At 45.8% G+C, this 13,634-nt stretch carries 16 protein-coding genes and 1 pseudogene; 10 read left to right on the top strand and 7 right to left on the bottom strand.

The features are described 5' to 3' along the window. The 3 genes and pseudogenes from AAGC78_RS21230 to AAGC78_RS21220 form a co-directional block, all read left to right on the top strand. A pseudogene (locus AAGC78_RS21230) lies at positions 1-301 on the top strand (sugar phosphate isomerase/epimerase family protein); the annotation flags it as partial. Positions 302-430: 129 nt separating this feature from the next. Further along, on the top strand, positions 431-1,498 hold the full coding sequence (locus tag AAGC78_RS21225) for an SGNH/GDSL hydrolase family protein (protein WP_435786112.1): 1,068 nt from the start codon (positions 431-433) through the stop codon (positions 1,496-1,498). Positions 1,499-1,605: 107 nt separating this feature from the next. Beyond that, complete coding sequence (locus AAGC78_RS21220) at positions 1,606-2,586, top strand: family 43 glycosylhydrolase (RefSeq protein WP_435786111.1); 981 nt, start codon at positions 1,606-1,608, stop codon at positions 2,584-2,586. 58 nt (positions 2,587-2,644) lie between these two features. Here the strand turns inward: AAGC78_RS21220 and AAGC78_RS21215 are convergent, their stop codons facing one another. The 4 genes from AAGC78_RS21215 to AAGC78_RS21200 are packed head-to-tail and all read right to left on the bottom strand — an operon-like array spanning position 2,645 to position 7,054. Next, the gene (locus tag AAGC78_RS21215; protein ID WP_435786110.1) at positions 2,645-4,837 is read right to left on the bottom strand and encodes a molybdopterin cofactor-binding domain-containing protein; all 2,193 of its coding nucleotides are present in this window, start codon (positions 4,835-4,837) and stop codon (positions 2,645-2,647) included. Further along, a complete protein-coding gene (locus AAGC78_RS21210; protein ID WP_435786109.1) occupies positions 4,834-5,301 on the bottom strand; it encodes a (2Fe-2S)-binding protein in 468 nt (155 codons plus the stop codon). The genes AAGC78_RS21215 and AAGC78_RS21210 overlap by 4 nt, the downstream gene beginning before the upstream one ends. A 40-nt stretch (positions 5,302-5,341) precedes the next feature. Beyond that, complete coding sequence (locus AAGC78_RS21205; RefSeq protein ID WP_435786108.1) at positions 5,342-5,968, bottom strand: nucleotidyltransferase family protein; 627 nt, start codon at positions 5,966-5,968, stop codon at positions 5,342-5,344. Positions 5,969-5,983: 15 nt separating this feature from the next. Beyond that, positions 5,984-7,054 carry an XdhC family protein gene (locus tag AAGC78_RS21200; RefSeq protein WP_435786107.1) on the bottom strand — a complete coding sequence of 357 codons (1,071 nt, stop codon included), beginning with the start codon at positions 7,052-7,054 and terminating at the stop codon, positions 5,984-5,986. A 365-nt stretch (positions 7,055-7,419) separates the two neighbouring features. Here AAGC78_RS21200 and AAGC78_RS21195 point away from each other — a divergent pair, with 365 nt between their 5' ends. Continuing rightward, on the top strand, positions 7,420-7,650 hold the full coding sequence (locus tag AAGC78_RS21195; protein WP_435786106.1) for a ParD-like family protein: 231 nt from the start codon (positions 7,420-7,422) through the stop codon (positions 7,648-7,650). Continuing rightward, on the top strand, positions 7,643-8,422 hold the full coding sequence (gene map, locus AAGC78_RS21190; RefSeq protein WP_435786105.1) for a type I methionyl aminopeptidase: 780 nt from the start codon (positions 7,643-7,645) through the stop codon (positions 8,420-8,422). The genes AAGC78_RS21195 and map overlap by 8 nt, the downstream gene beginning before the upstream one ends. Positions 8,423-8,459: 37 nt before the next feature. Here the strand turns inward: map and AAGC78_RS21185 are convergent, their stop codons facing one another. Beyond that, a complete protein-coding gene (locus tag AAGC78_RS21185; protein WP_435786104.1) occupies positions 8,460-9,353 on the bottom strand; it encodes a hypothetical protein in 894 nt (297 codons plus the stop codon). 274 nt (positions 9,354-9,627) lie between these two features. Between AAGC78_RS21185 and AAGC78_RS21180 the strand changes: the two genes are divergently transcribed. From AAGC78_RS21180 to AAGC78_RS21160, 5 genes are all read left to right on the top strand, one after another. After that, a complete protein-coding gene (locus AAGC78_RS21180) occupies positions 9,628-9,879 on the top strand; it encodes a hypothetical protein (RefSeq protein WP_435786103.1) in 252 nt (83 codons plus the stop codon). 127 nt (positions 9,880-10,006) lie between these two features. Continuing rightward, a complete protein-coding gene (locus AAGC78_RS21175; RefSeq protein ID WP_435786102.1) occupies positions 10,007-10,423 on the top strand; it encodes a GFA family protein in 417 nt (138 codons plus the stop codon). A gap of 87 nt (positions 10,424-10,510) precedes the next feature. After that, on the top strand, positions 10,511-10,909 hold the full coding sequence (locus tag AAGC78_RS21170) for a VOC family protein (protein ID WP_435786101.1): 399 nt from the start codon (positions 10,511-10,513) through the stop codon (positions 10,907-10,909). Positions 10,910-10,977: 68 nt separating this feature from the next. Next, entirely contained in the window at positions 10,978-11,541 is a 564-nt protein-coding gene (locus AAGC78_RS21165) for a hypothetical protein (protein WP_435786100.1), read from the top strand. Positions 11,542-11,835: 294 nt separating this feature from the next. Continuing rightward, positions 11,836-12,126 (top strand): peptidoglycan-binding domain-containing protein, encoded by a 291-nt coding sequence (locus AAGC78_RS21160; RefSeq protein WP_435786099.1) that lies wholly within the window; start codon positions 11,836-11,838, stop codon positions 12,124-12,126. A gap of 90 nt (positions 12,127-12,216) precedes the next feature. On the opposite strand, the gene AAGC78_RS21155 is transcribed toward AAGC78_RS21160, so the two are convergent. After that, complete coding sequence (locus AAGC78_RS21155; RefSeq protein WP_435786098.1) at positions 12,217-12,834, bottom strand: PEP-CTERM sorting domain-containing protein; 618 nt, start codon at positions 12,832-12,834, stop codon at positions 12,217-12,219. 191 nt (positions 12,835-13,025) lie between these two features. Further along, entirely contained in the window at positions 13,026-13,571 is a 546-nt protein-coding gene (orn, locus tag AAGC78_RS21150) for an oligoribonuclease (RefSeq protein WP_435786113.1), read from the bottom strand. Positions 13,572-13,634: the final 63 nt, after the last annotated feature.

Below are 13,634 nucleotides of genomic sequence, written 5' to 3'. Positions count from 1 at the left end.
GCAAGATGTGGGCTGGACTGAAGTTGCTGGTAAGAATCCAATTGATTTTGTTAAAGCCTACCCAGGCCGCACTATTACCACTCACTACAAAGCGTCTGCGCCAAAACCAGGCAACACCGAAAATCCAATCATCGGTAAAGACACCACCGATTGGAAAGCGTTGATCACTGCTAACAAAACCGTTGGTGGTACGCTCTGGTTTGTAGTTGAGCAAGAGTCTTATCCAGAAGGTTTGACACCAATGCAAAGCGTTGAAGCATCACTGAAAGGCCTGCAAAAAGTTATCGCGGATATGAAGTAATTTTCCCGCAGTAAAAAAACGCCGCACCTGCGGCGTTTTTTATTTAAGGCAGACGTAAATCACGGATTGAATTACACTGCACAACAACATTACAGATCCACACGCATAACAACACGCAAGGATTCCCCTATGAACCTGAATAAATACTCCCTGGCATTGGCCGCCCTGCTCTTTAGCCAGTGTGGCTTAGCCGCTGGCCTGCAACAATTGCCAACACATGTTGGTGGGCGAGTGTTGGAAAACAGTAATCCTGCTGGTGAAAAATCCTATGAATACTCTTGGCCTTCCATCTATTTTGAAACCGCATTCAAGGGCGATTCCTTGATGCTGAAATTTGAAGATGACCAAAATATTTTTCATCTGATTGTCGATGGCAACGCACCCGTGGTAATCAACAAACCTGGTGATCAGGATTATGTGGTGCAAGGTTTAGCGGATGGAAAACATCAGGTGCGACTGGAAAAAATTACCGAGACTCAATCCAGTACCGGCCGCTTCCACGGTTTTTTCAGTGAAGACAAAGCGACCGCACTACCTAAAAGAAAACGCCAGATTGAATTTATTGGCGATTCATACACCGTTGGCTACGGCAACGTTTCACCCAATCGTGAATGCAATGACACCGAATTATTTAACACCACCAATTCGCAACTGGCGTTTGGGCCACTCGTTGCAAAACATTTTAATGCCGATTATCAAATCAATGCGTCATCCGGCTTTGGCATAGTGCGCAACTACAATGGCCACTCACCGGAAAAGAATTTAATTGGCCTGTATCCATTTACACTGCACAATAATGCTTATATTTACCAGAGCAACTGGCAACCACAGGTCATAGTGATTGGACTAGGCACTAACGATTTCTCCACCAAGTTAAACGATACCGAGCGCTGGAAAACGCGTGCGGATTTGCAGCTGGACTACATCAACAAATACGTTGAATTTGTTAAATCCTTGCAGCGCAAAAATCCAAAAGCTGAATTCGTGCTGATGGCGTCCACCAATGCTGACAATGAAATTGCGAATCAGGTTAGCAAAGTACTGGCGCAGCTCAAGGATGCAGGCATAAAGAAAATCGATACGATTATTTTCAGCGGACTGGACTTCAAAGGCTGTCACTGGCACCCGTCTGCTGCTGACGATAAAATATTATCCGAGTTAATTATCAAACATCTAAACTCCAGAAAAATCTGGTAATTTTTATAATGAATTGCCGCCAATAGAGCGGCAATCAAAAAAGTTCCACAATAATAATCGGCATGGTTATCGGTCACTAATAACTCTCTAATAACCGGAACATTATTATGAAATCAACCATGATGACAGCAGCGGTGCTTGTTTTATCACTCAGCGCCGCAACCAGCGTTGCGCAAAACCCACTGAATTTTGGTAGCAATATCAAAACTGCCGACCCATCAGCTCACGTGTGGGCCGATGGAAAAATGTATCTCTACACTTCGCACGATGAAGAATGCCAACAAGATTTCCATATGAAAGATTGGTATGCGTTTTCATCATCTGATCTGGTGAAATGGGAAACCCACGGGCCACTGCTATCAATCAAAGACCTCACCTGGGCTGACAATTTTGCCTGGGCGCCCGACGCTGCTTACAAAAATGGAAAATATTATTTGATCTTTCCAGCAGGTAACGGCTTTAAAGATCGCGTCAATCCCGAAAAAAGCACCAAGTGGATGGGCATTGGTGTTGCAGTGAGCGACTCACCAACAGGCCCTTTTAAAGATGCGATAGGCAAACCACTCTTTACTACACCTTATGCTAATGACCCAAGCCTGTTGATTGACGATGACGGCAAAGCCTATTTGTATTTCCACGGCATGAATGCCGATTATCAAGTCGCGGAAATGGCCGATGATTTACTCAGCATAAAAGGCAAATTACAAAAAATGGATATGGGTGGTCACGAGCCCAAAATGGAAGGCCCCTGGGTATTCAAACGCAACGGCCTTTATTATTTCACCATGCCGGAAAACAATCGGGTATTGACCTATTACACATCCAAATCACCTAAAGGCCCATGGAAATATCAGGGCGAGATCATGAACGAAGAACACGGCAACAATCACCACTCGATTGTGGAATACAAAGGCCAATGGATTCTCTTCTACCACCGCTGGCTGGAAACCCCCGGCTGCCATAAAAAACAACGCCATGTAACCGCAGAATATTTGTATTTCAACGAAGACGGCACCATCCAACCCATTAAGAGAACCACAAAAGGGATTGGGGACTTTCCGGAAAAACTGAAACAGCAAAAGAAATAAAAGCAACCCGAAAATAAAAACGCCGCTAAGAAGCGGCGTTTTTATTTATAGAGAAAAGTTACACTTTATTGCCTATTGGCAACTTGGTTATCGGTTTGCCGGTTGCAGCGAACAACGCGTTAGCAACTGCGCCCGCAATGGGTGGAACACCGGGTTCACCGACGCCGGTGGGCATTTCGGCGGAGGGGACAATATGTACTTCCACTTTTGGCATAGCATCGATGCGCATCAATGGATAGGTGTGGAAGTTGGTTTGTTCTACTACACCATTTTTTAGCGTGATAGCTTCGCCCAATGCAGCACTTAATCCCATGCCGATACCGCCTTCCATTTGCGCGCGAATCACATCGGGGTTTACTGCGACACCACAATCGACGGCGCAGACAACGCGCTCAACTTTAAAAGTCTTATCGGCATTCACACGCACTTCCGCAACTTGGGCAACCCAGGTTCCGAAGGATTTATGCACGGAAATTCCGCGCGATACGCCATCCGGCAATTTCTTTTTCCAGTCGGATTTTTCTGCAGCGAGATTTAATACACCGAGTGCACGCGGTTCTTTTGCTAACAATTCGCGGCGAAATATGACCGGATCTTTTTTTGCTGCTTTTGCAAGCTGGTCAATAAAACCTTCCACCACAAATGCATTACCCGAATGACCTACCGAACGCCACCAAAGTGTGGAAAGCTTTACTGGAATTTCCGATCCCTGTACCAGCAAATTCGGAATGGCGTAGTGCATATCATCAATGCCTTCCGCAACGGTAGAATCCAGTGGGCCTTTTATCATCGCTTCAAAAGGTGTGCCGCGCAAAATAGATTGAGCAACCGCGTGATGCTGCCATGCCGTTACTTTGCCATCGGATGAAACAGCGGCGCGGATGTGGTGAACACCCATCGGGCGATAGCGACCATTGAGAATTTCATCCTCGCGCGTCCACACCATTTTTACCGCGCGGCCTTGAACTTGTTTGGCAATATTTGCAGCGTCTACCACGTAGTCACTCGGGCAGGCACGGCGACCAAAACTACCACCCGCGTAGAGCGTATTAATTTTAACTTGCTCAGGCTTAACGCCAGTTGCAGCAGCAACCTCTTGCTGATCTACCGTTGGCATTTGGCAGGCGAACCACAATTCGCAATTATTTTTTTCTGCTTTCACAACACAGTTAATCGGTTCAATTGCGGCATGAGTGAGATAGGGAAGCTCATATTTGGCCTCGATAATATTATCCGCCTTTGCAAGCGCAGCCGCAGCATCACCGGTATTTTTTACCACATGACCCTTTTTAGTTGCCAGATCGTGGCAAGCGTTAAATAGCTCATCACTACTGCGGGTTTCACAGGCCGATAAATCCCACTCAACTTTCAATAAGTCACGCGCTTTTTTCGCTGCCCAGAAATTATTAGCAACTACCGCTACACCGCGCGGAATTTCAACCACAGCAACAACACCGGGTGATGCTTTTGCTTTCGCTGAATCTACCTTTTTAACTTTGCCGTACATTTGTGGCGGGTAAGCAACCAGCGCCGTGAGCATGCCGGGGAATTGGATGTCCTGGGTATAAATTGCTTTGCCGCTGGTTTTTTCGTTGCTGTCTTTACGCGGAATCACTTTGCCAATCAATTGAAAATCTTTTGGGTCTTTTACTTTTGGATTTTGCGGCATTGGCAAGAGCGCCGCTTTTCCAACCAATGCACCAAAGCCACTGCTGTGATTACCGTGGGAGATAATCCCCTTACTTACTTTAATTTCATCGGCCGGCACCTTCCATTCAGCTGCTGCGGCAGCTACCAGCATCGCGCGTGCGGCTGCGCCTGACTGACGCAATTGCATCCATGAGTTGGCAATCGATGATGAACCGCCAGTACCTTGTGTTGGCCCCCAAAATAAATTGTTGTAGCGGCTGGCATCGGCGGGCGCAAATTCCCAAGCCATCTGCTCCCAACTTGCATCCAATTCTTCTGCAACCAGTGACGTTAATCCGGTGCTCACGCCCTGCCCCATATCCAAATGTTTCACTACCATAGTGACTTTGTTATCGGGTGTGATTTTTAAAAAGGCGTTAAAAATGGGCGCGCTGGTTTCTGCCGGTTTTTTATCTGCAGCAGCGGCGCTGCTAACAATCAAACCACTGCCAATCAATAGACCGCCGCCCACACTGGCCGCTTGTAAAAAAGTACGGCGAGTTAAATTGGCAACGCCTTTATTTTGTTCTGCCTGGATAATTTCTCGCTTCAGGAAATTCATTTTGCTTTTGCTCCCAACTGATCCGATGCCTGATGAATAGCGGAGCGAATGCGATGATAAGTTGCGCAGCGGCACAGGTTGCCGCTCATAGCCGCATCAATTTGCTCATCGGTAGGTTTGCTGTTGGTTTGCAAGAGTGCAGTGGCTGACATTATCTGCCCCGATTGGCAGTAGCCACATTGCACTACATCAAGCTCGCGCCAGGCTTTTTGTACTGCCTGGAATGCGGGGGAATTAATGGTTTCAATAGTTTGGATATTGGTGCCTGCCACTGCCGATACCGGCAAGCTGCACGCGCGCACCGGAGTGCCATCCATATGCACGGTGCAAGCACCACACAGCGACATTCCGCAGCCGAGCTTGGTACCGGTCATATGCAGCTCATCGCGCAACACCCACAGCAAAGGCGTTTCCGGATCAATATCAAGCTGGTGCGCCTTACCATTAATAGTAAGCGAAATCATGGATCACTCCTCTACGAACATTCAGTCGACTAACAAACGGTTAAATAATTTTTTTTAAGTAGGTAGTAAGATCAGCGGGAGTATCTACATCAAACTCCGCCGATGGCATAGCAACGGGAACAACTTGATCGGCGTAGCGCTGCAATAAATTTTTTGCTCCACGATCACCGCGGCACTCATACAAACGCGCTTTAAACTGCGCAGGAAAAATCGCTGGCACGCCGAGCGTATCGGCAAAACTGGCACAGGCAATTTTGTCCGGATTTTTACTCCAGGCACGATACAGATTGCGCAAATCCTGCGCGCTAATCAACGGCTGATCACCCAACAACACCAGCACCGGATTACTGTTCTGCAAATGCTTCACACCAAAGGCGAGCGAATTACCGACACCCAAATTCCACGCGCGAAATTCCAGCAATTCAACCGCGCGCTCGGTGCGGGTTTTCGGTTTGCGATCCAAACTCGGCAGCGCCTGCAATAGCTGCGAGTAGAATGCTCCACCGATCACAAAAATTTGTGCGGGATCAAGCGCGCGCGCACTGGCAATGCTGTTGGCAAGCAGCGGTTGCCCCTGCCAATCTGCCAATTGTTTACAGCCGCCAAAACGACTCGCGCTACCCGCTGCCAAGACCAGACAATCAATTATTTTTTTTTCCGCCATCATGGTTCAGCCCTCAGTTCATAAAAAATTTACCGCGTCGGCTCCGGTTGACACGAATGGTTGCATCATTTCACTCAGAGGCACTGCACTGCAGCCAAAAATATGGGCATGGCATTCCGCCAATACCGAGAGTGCAATACTTTCCGGTAGATCGCCGCCCAGCGCCAAGCCCATTGGCCCGGCAATGGAATAACGCAATTGCGCTTCACTTAATCCCGCTGTTGCCAACACCTCGGCTTTGCGTTTTGCGGGACCGAGCAGACCGATATAAGGATTGATTAAATTGTGCGATTGCAGCGCCGCAACCGCAGCAGCATCGAGGCGCACATTGTGATGTGCGATAACCACACCATCGACCTGCTGCAATAATTCTTCATCCAATTCAGCAGCAGCTTGTGTGAGCGCAGTGATACCTGCAGGAAAATTTGCGCGCTTGCCCGCATTCAAACGCTGATCAGCAAGCGTTACTCGCCAGCCAAGTACCAACGCCAAATGACACAGGGGAATAACATCGACACCACTACCCAGAATTAATAAATGCGGTAGCGGATTAATTAAGGTCGACAGAAATTTTTCATCGCTGTCATTAGCAGAAAGTGGAGATGAATTAATCGATTGCACAGTGCCGTGTTGACGCTGCACAAATTTGCGCGCACGCGGCGAATAATCTGCGCGCGCCTGTTCAATCTGCAAGGTGTAATTGCACGCGTGTTGTTGCTGTAATGCAGAAAATACAGCGGGCAATTGTAAAAAATCATTTTGCGCATTGCAGGGATGCAACAAAATTTCTGCTGCGCCACCACAGCCGATTCCTAAACGCCACGCGATATTAGTGTCATCAGTTGCATCGTAAACAACGCGGCGCGATTTACCGAGCGCAATCACTTTGCGCGCCTGCAATAGCAAATCCGATTCTATACAGCCGCCGCTTAATAACCCGAGTTGATGCCCTGCATCACTTAACAGCATGAGTGCGCCGGTTTTGCGATAGACCGAACCGCGCGTATGAATCACTGCTCCCAAAACCCAATTGGCCTGCTCTCTCAACGGCAACCAAGTGGCGAGCAAATGATGGAAATGATTGGACATAGGCACGCATCCTTATAATTGGTTTTATCTGTATGTTGATAAGGGAACAGCCAGTCGCTGGATAATCCCATTCATCTTCCGTTAAGGAAAGTGGATTTAACAAAACTAAACCAATGCAGACACTCACAAAGGGATGTAACCGAAACAGCAGAATTAAAACGACATAACCACATGCATTAATAGAATCTACTCACCCAAAGGCTCGTCCAGTATGACCTTAAACTTTCCATTCGCGATTGCCCGATTCCGAGCAATCATTGCCTGATCCTGCAAATATCCCACACCTCAATCGGCTTGCACATCGCCGCCCATCAATATACGATACATATACGTTTTATATATATTTCACTTATCCCGAGGCAACTATGGGCATTGTCAAAATCAGCGATGAGCTGCATGAGGAAATCCGCAAAGCCAGTACCGCGATGGTGCGCTCAATCAACTCTCAAGCGGAATACTGGATAAAGATGGGCATGCTGGCCGAGATCAACCCGACCATGACTTACAGCGAGCTGTTGCGCGAACAATTGCGTCATGCGGCAGTTGAACTGGCAGAACCAGTTCAACCAACCTTGAGTAAAGTTGTTAATGGATAAACAAGTTGTTTTAAAAAGTAGTGATGACTTGCAGCTGATGCGCGAGTCCGGCCGTTTGTTGGCCTCGGTGTTTGATTATCTCGATCCGCTGATTACTGCTGGCATCTCGACCATGGAGATCAATGATCTCGCCGATAGTTTTATTATCCATACATTAAACGCGCGCCCGGCCAGCAAAGGCCAATACGATTTTCCTTATTCACTGAACACATCAGTGAATGAAGTAGTTTGTCACGGCATGCCGTCTGCGACTCACTTTTTGAAATCGGGCGATATTATCAACGTGGATATCACACTGGAAAAAAACGGTTTTATCGCCGACTCCAGCAAGATGTACATGATTGGCGAAGTTACTCCACTCGCCCAACGATTAGTAGAAAAGACCTACGCCGCTATGTGGCAAGGTATCCGCGCGGTGAAACCCGGCGCAACTCTGGGTGATATCGGATTCGCTATTCAACAATACGCTCGCGCCAATGGTTATTCGGTGGTGCGCGAATACTGCGGCCACGGTATTGGCCGCGAGATGCACGAAGCACCGCAAATACTGCATCACGGCCAACCCAATTCGGGCATGGTGTTACGCGAAGGTATGACCTTCACCATTGAACCCATGATCAATCAGGGCGAAGCAAAAGTGAAATTAAAACGCGATGGTTGGACAGTGGTAACGCGCGATAAAAAATTATCCGCGCAGTGGGAACATACTATTGCGGTGACAGCAGATGGTTTTGAAGTGTTGACGCTGCGCGACGGTGAAATCGTACAGTGATTAATATACTGCAATTAAAGAGTGCAATAAATTTGCGCTAAAACTCCCGCAACAATTCATGGTTCACGGCGCCCAGTGAACCATCATCATCCGGATTGGCTAATTCGATAAGTGTGCGCTTGGATAAGCCCAAACGTTTTAATCGTTCACCAAAATGCGTTTTAAAAATTTTATCCAGCTGCCCACTTTCTTGCAGATATCTCAACCCAACCGTTAACCGATCAGCCAGCACAGGCTGATTGGGGCTGACATAAAAATACACCGGCAGCGGCATATAGATAAGCAAGCTTTGTTCAGGCACAAGATTATCGACAAGCTTGCCATCGATCTCATAATGATCATCAATTTCAATCACACTGAGCGGTACGAATTGGTAGCGTTTACCGGCGAGCATCTTTAACAACAACGTCATATTCAGTGGCTCAGCCACGGAAAAGCCATTGTATTTATACACATGCCCTTCCCAACCCTTACCAAAACCCATGGGTAATTTGCGCAAATCGTCCAGATTTTTAACACCACTAAAACGCGGCTGCTCTTCTTCGCGAATCAGCAAAATCCGGTAACCCATAAATCCATTCAGTACCGGCAGGCCGATACGGATCAAACCTTCACGCGGCCCTTTCTGATTTGGGAAGCCCACCAGCCGGTCAATATTGACCTTATCGCCCGACACCAAGAGCTCGTGCTTACGCTCGGAACTAATTTGCTCCTGGATAAAAACGACTTCATAAGGGCCAAAAGTGGACTCAGTTGCCTTGAGCGCAGAATTGATAACGTCGAGGTAATACTCCTCTTTGATGGAGGCAGTGTTATTCCCAAGATACTTGACCAGCAAGGGATCATCGGCCAGCACAGGACGCGCAGCCAGAAGGTAAATCATTGAAAACAAAATAAAATAACGCACAGCTTTAGTCGATTGGACGCTCATGACGCCCCTCCCTTAACGGGTATTGTTATAAATTTAATCCTAGCATCAAACAATTTATGCGCCACAGCCATTTGGCCGCATCAGCCCGCATAAATATCTCTCCCCTGTAAAACCGCACTTTTCCTGTTTTCCAGCAAAATATCAAGCATTTCCCTCTGGCGCACAACTCCACAATGGTTTTACTATATCCCAAGCAGAGCTTTACAGATTGACTGCAGGAACCGCGCAAGCCCGCTTGCCGATATCATGGATATTCAGGAGGAAGATAAATCAAATGCGTAGACCACTCATATTAATCATCATCCTGATCATTTCATTTAGCCAAAGTGAAATCAGCTCCCCCAACGCACTAAACAGCGTCATCTACCCACTTCTGTTTGTCTCCGCACTTCTGTTGCTAATTATCATCCTCGCTCGTAGTTTTACTAACAAACGCAAATCGAATCTCGAGGTTAATGATGGCGGTGATGCTTATTATCTCAGCGGGAAAAATGGCGGGGATTCAGGAGATGGTGGCGGAGACTAATGGAGATTGCTTTTATTACGTCACCTTGTATGTATTTATTTTTGAATCCACCATCCACACAGAAATAACTCCATCATCAAAAATAAAAACTGCCTATTTCATTTTTATACATTCATAAGGAATACAAATGGTAATTAATTTGAAAGAAGTCGATGGAATTCCTGTAAATGCGAAACACAAAGCATCGTGCCATTGTGGTGGAGTAGAATTCGAACTCGATTTACCAGACGGGCTAATTGACGTGCGCCGCTGCGATTGTTCGCTTTGCAGAAGACGAGGTGCAATTGCAGCATCCATTCCGCTTTCCGGCATTAGGATTGTAAAGGGTGAAGAGCTGCTAAAGCTGTATCAATTCAATACAAAAACCGCGAAGCATTATTTTTGTAGTAACTGCGGCATATATACACATCACCAACGCAGATCAAACCCAACCCAATACGGCTTCAATGTTGGCTGCCTTGAAGGAATTAATCCGTTGAAAATACCTGATGTACCAACTTATGACGGAGTAAATCATCCTGCAGATCGAAAACAACAAACATAAATATGATCCACTCCGCCTATGAATCGCAACTCAAAGAAAATTCTTTAGTAGATAATTAACAATCTTTTGTCATCAAGTTAAAAACTCATGATTCAACACCAACACAAGCTTAGAATAGCCAGACCAACAGATAACCTTGATGAAATAACTCAAATGTATATTTCAGGGCTGGGCTTTACGCTACTTGGTCATTTTGAGAATCACAATGGCTTTAATGGCTCCATTGTAGGACACGAACACCATCCGTTTCATTTTGAATTCACTCACCACATCGGAACTAAAGTGGGAAAAGTACCAACTCAGGATAATCTATTAGTTTTCTATATTCCTGATAATACAGAATGGCTGACCGCATGCGCTTCGACGAAGCAAGCGGGTTTCAAATCGGTATTATCCTATAACCCTTACTGGGATATACTAGGCAGCACATTTGAAGATGTAGACGGATACAGAATTGTGCTACAAAAATCTGAATGGACGGTATAAACACCACATCGTAGAACGCTCAGCAAATTTGGCAACTACGCTCATTGAAACTTATACACCTAACTCATATGAAACTGATACAAACACTCACCGCACTTACTTTATCAGCGCTGATAGCAGGTTGTAGCTCTACCAGCTATCTGGAACTAGAGACGGAAAATCTGTCTCGCGTAAGATTTGCCACCAATGAAACAGATGTCGTTGTTGTGCGAGCTTATGAATCAGCGGAATGCAATGGCGAGAGCGAATGGATGCGACTGCGAAAAGGGGAATTGACTAATAACAGCCCAAAATCTCTAGGCATACCTTTGCAGACTTATCATAAAAATGCGTTTAAGGAATTTAACGTCCCTGCAGAAAAAGAAAACATCATCATGTTTGTAGGTGCCACACAAATGGGCAGTCAAGTTTATTCTTGTGCCGTTCCACTAAATCTGAATTTTTTGGAAAAAGGCAAAGACTACGAGTTTTTTTATCAGAAGGGATTTAATGCTTGCACAGTAACCGTGAGTGAAATTCAATCATCATCTTCCGGCGAGGCCACAAAAAACGTGCTGAAGCTTTACCAAAACGATCCGGAAGGTTTTGGTAAATCCTGTATGGCATTATTTAAGAAACAAAAACTTTTTTAATCAAATCGAAAAAAGGTGCCAATCGGCACCTTTTTTATTATCAATGCAATGACTATCACCAGTTTGTGGCGCAACAATTTCTATCCTTCCACAAAACTCATAAAAATTACTAACTTCTTATACTAATGTGCGGCATCCAGCATTAACACTGTACTGCGCAATAGTATCCTCGCCACACAAACGAGCATTTGGCTCTGCGCGGCACCAAATTCATTTTGATGAAATTCTATACTGATCAGCCACGTTGATAGCACAAATCGCCCCCTAATTTGCAGACGCGAAGGAGAACACGAAATGGGAATAGCTACATCGGTGGGAAGCAGCGGTGTTAACAACAAAGAAGATGTTTTATTTGTACAATCCGCATTAAATGCTTACGCAAAAAAACATGCGAGCAACACCTTTTTACTCAAAGTGGACGGCATTTGCGGTGACGATACAACGCAAGCCATTTTTAACTTTCAAAAAAATCACGTCGGCATCGCCCACCCCAATGCCAGAATAGATCCGCGCGGCAGAACATTAAATTATCTGATAAGGCACCAACCTCACACCAACGCACCACGCTATCAAACACACAGCTAACAAGGGGATTTTTATTGCCGAGCTGTAGTTTTACAAACAAAGTTAAACACCAAATTAATAAAAAAGGCGACAAAAAAGTCGCCTTTGTTTTTACTGCAATGTCATTCGTCGACCAAACAAAGCCATAGCTGCCAACATTAGCAATCCTATGGATGACGGCTCTGGTACTGAAGAGTAATTGAAAGTCAAATCATCGATGATTGCTCCCGATACTCGATGCTGCTGCGTTGCCCACATATCGATTTGCGAAATTCCCGCAGCAGATTCAAAGGTCACATACTCCCAACCGCCATAGTCCTTTTGATAGGAGTCGAAAATTCCAGATGGATCGTAAGCATTCACATGAAGAGTCCCTACCGGATTGCCGCCTATATACATACCAACAAAGGTTGGTAACTGACCTACAAATGCAAAACCCATTGAGCTGCCGCTTGCTCCAGCCAATAAATAGTTGCGTCCGGAAATAATGTCATCGTCCTCGCTGTAAGGAAGCAAATAGGCATTATAGATTACCAAGCCTTGTGATTCGTATTCATTGCCAAGCGGAAAATCACCAAAAGAAGGAAACTCAGGATCTATTGGTACATAAGTAAGATCGTCAAAATTAATCACTACCGCGAAAGCTTTAATGGAACAAATACTCATTAAAAAGATGGCGGCAAAATACGTGAAAAACTTTCTAGTAGCAGAGAATAATAAAACACTCATGATCAACTCCTTTGCCTGCAAAATGATGAGGGGGAAGCAAACAATAGGCGTCTGAATTTTTAAAGTCCAATAGTTAGTTGGGATTCCGCAAGCGACAATCTACAAAATAGATATTTTGGCATCAGAGTCATTAGTTTGTTACAAAAAATAAAGGCGACCCGAAAGTCGCCTTTATTTTTTCGCAAGGAAAATCACTCCATCTTAAAAAACGTAGCGCGATAATGCTGCAGTTCTGCAATTGAATCTTTGATGTCATCTAACGCCAAATGTGCACCGGATTTTTTCACGCCGGCGATAACATCCGGTCTCCAGCGGCGAGCTAATTCTTTCACGGTGCTGACATCCAAATTGCGGTAGTGGAAATAATCTTCCAGCTTGGGCATGCCGCGCACTAAAAAGCGGCGATCCTGGCAGATGGAATTACCGCTGATGGGCGACTTACCTTTCGGAACCCATTGTTCAAGGAATTTAATGGTTTCGGCTTCTGCTTGTTCAATGCTGACTTGGCTCTCGCGCACGCGCTGGGTGAGGCCGGATTTGCCATGTTGGTTGGTGTTCCATTCATCCATATTTAACATGATGCTGTCAGGCTGGTGGATGGCGAAAACAGGGCCTTCGGCGAGGATATTGAGGTCGGCATCGGTGACTATGGTGGCGATCTCGATAATTACGTCGGTATCCGGGTTGAGACCGGTCATTTCCAGATCGATCCAGATCAGGTTGTTTTCATTCAGCATAGGTAATTCCTCGACAACATGGGTTTTTACTTCGTAAATAGGGCACAATTGCGCGCAGCTTAA

This window comes from Cellvibrio sp. (assembly GCF_039207905.1).
Taxonomy (GTDB): domain Bacteria; phylum Pseudomonadota; class Gammaproteobacteria; order Pseudomonadales; family Cellvibrionaceae; genus Cellvibrio.
Note: the sequence above shows the minus strand (reverse complement) of the source record. Positions and strands in the feature narration are given on the sequence as shown.

Bases quoted from the DNA above. Each gene is read 5' to 3' on its own strand.
- AAGC78_RS21205 (WP_435786108.1), bottom strand. From the start codon at position 5,968: ATGATGGCGGAAAAAAAAATAATTGATTGTCTGGTCTTGGCAGCGGGT.
- AAGC78_RS21160 (WP_435786099.1), top strand. From the start codon at position 11,836: ATGGGAATAGCTACATCGGTGGGAAGCAGCGGTGTTAACAACAAAGAA.
- AAGC78_RS21165 (WP_435786100.1), top strand. From the start codon at position 10,978: ATGAAACTGATACAAACACTCACCGCACTTACTTTATCAGCGCTGATA.
- AAGC78_RS21170 (WP_435786101.1), top strand. From the start codon at position 10,511: ATGATTCAACACCAACACAAGCTTAGAATAGCCAGACCAACAGATAAC.
- AAGC78_RS21175 (WP_435786102.1), top strand. From the start codon at position 10,007: ATGGTAATTAATTTGAAAGAAGTCGATGGAATTCCTGTAAATGCGAAA.
- AAGC78_RS21155 (WP_435786098.1), bottom strand. From the start codon at position 12,834: ATGAGTGTTTTATTATTCTCTGCTACTAGAAAGTTTTTCACGTATTTT.
- map (WP_435786105.1), top strand. From the start codon at position 7,643: ATGGATAAACAAGTTGTTTTAAAAAGTAGTGATGACTTGCAGCTGATG.
- AAGC78_RS21215 (WP_435786110.1), bottom strand. From the start codon at position 4,837: ATGAATTTCCTGAAGCGAGAAATTATCCAGGCAGAACAAAATAAAGGC.
- AAGC78_RS21220 (WP_435786111.1), top strand. From the start codon at position 1,606: ATGAAATCAACCATGATGACAGCAGCGGTGCTTGTTTTATCACTCAGC.
- orn (WP_435786113.1), bottom strand. From the start codon at position 13,571: ATGCTGAATGAAAACAACCTGATCTGGATCGATCTGGAAATGACCGGT.
- AAGC78_RS21200 (WP_435786107.1), bottom strand. From the start codon at position 7,054: ATGTCCAATCATTTCCATCATTTGCTCGCCACTTGGTTGCCGTTGAGA.
- AAGC78_RS21225 (WP_435786112.1), top strand. From the start codon at position 431: ATGAACCTGAATAAATACTCCCTGGCATTGGCCGCCCTGCTCTTTAGC.
- AAGC78_RS21210 (WP_435786109.1), bottom strand. From the start codon at position 5,301: ATGATTTCGCTTACTATTAATGGTAAGGCGCACCAGCTTGATATTGAT.
- AAGC78_RS21195 (WP_435786106.1), top strand. From the start codon at position 7,420: ATGGGCATTGTCAAAATCAGCGATGAGCTGCATGAGGAAATCCGCAAA.
- AAGC78_RS21180 (WP_435786103.1), top strand. From the start codon at position 9,628: ATGCGTAGACCACTCATATTAATCATCATCCTGATCATTTCATTTAGC.
- AAGC78_RS21185 (WP_435786104.1), bottom strand. From the start codon at position 9,353: ATGAGCGTCCAATCGACTAAAGCTGTGCGTTATTTTATTTTGTTTTCA.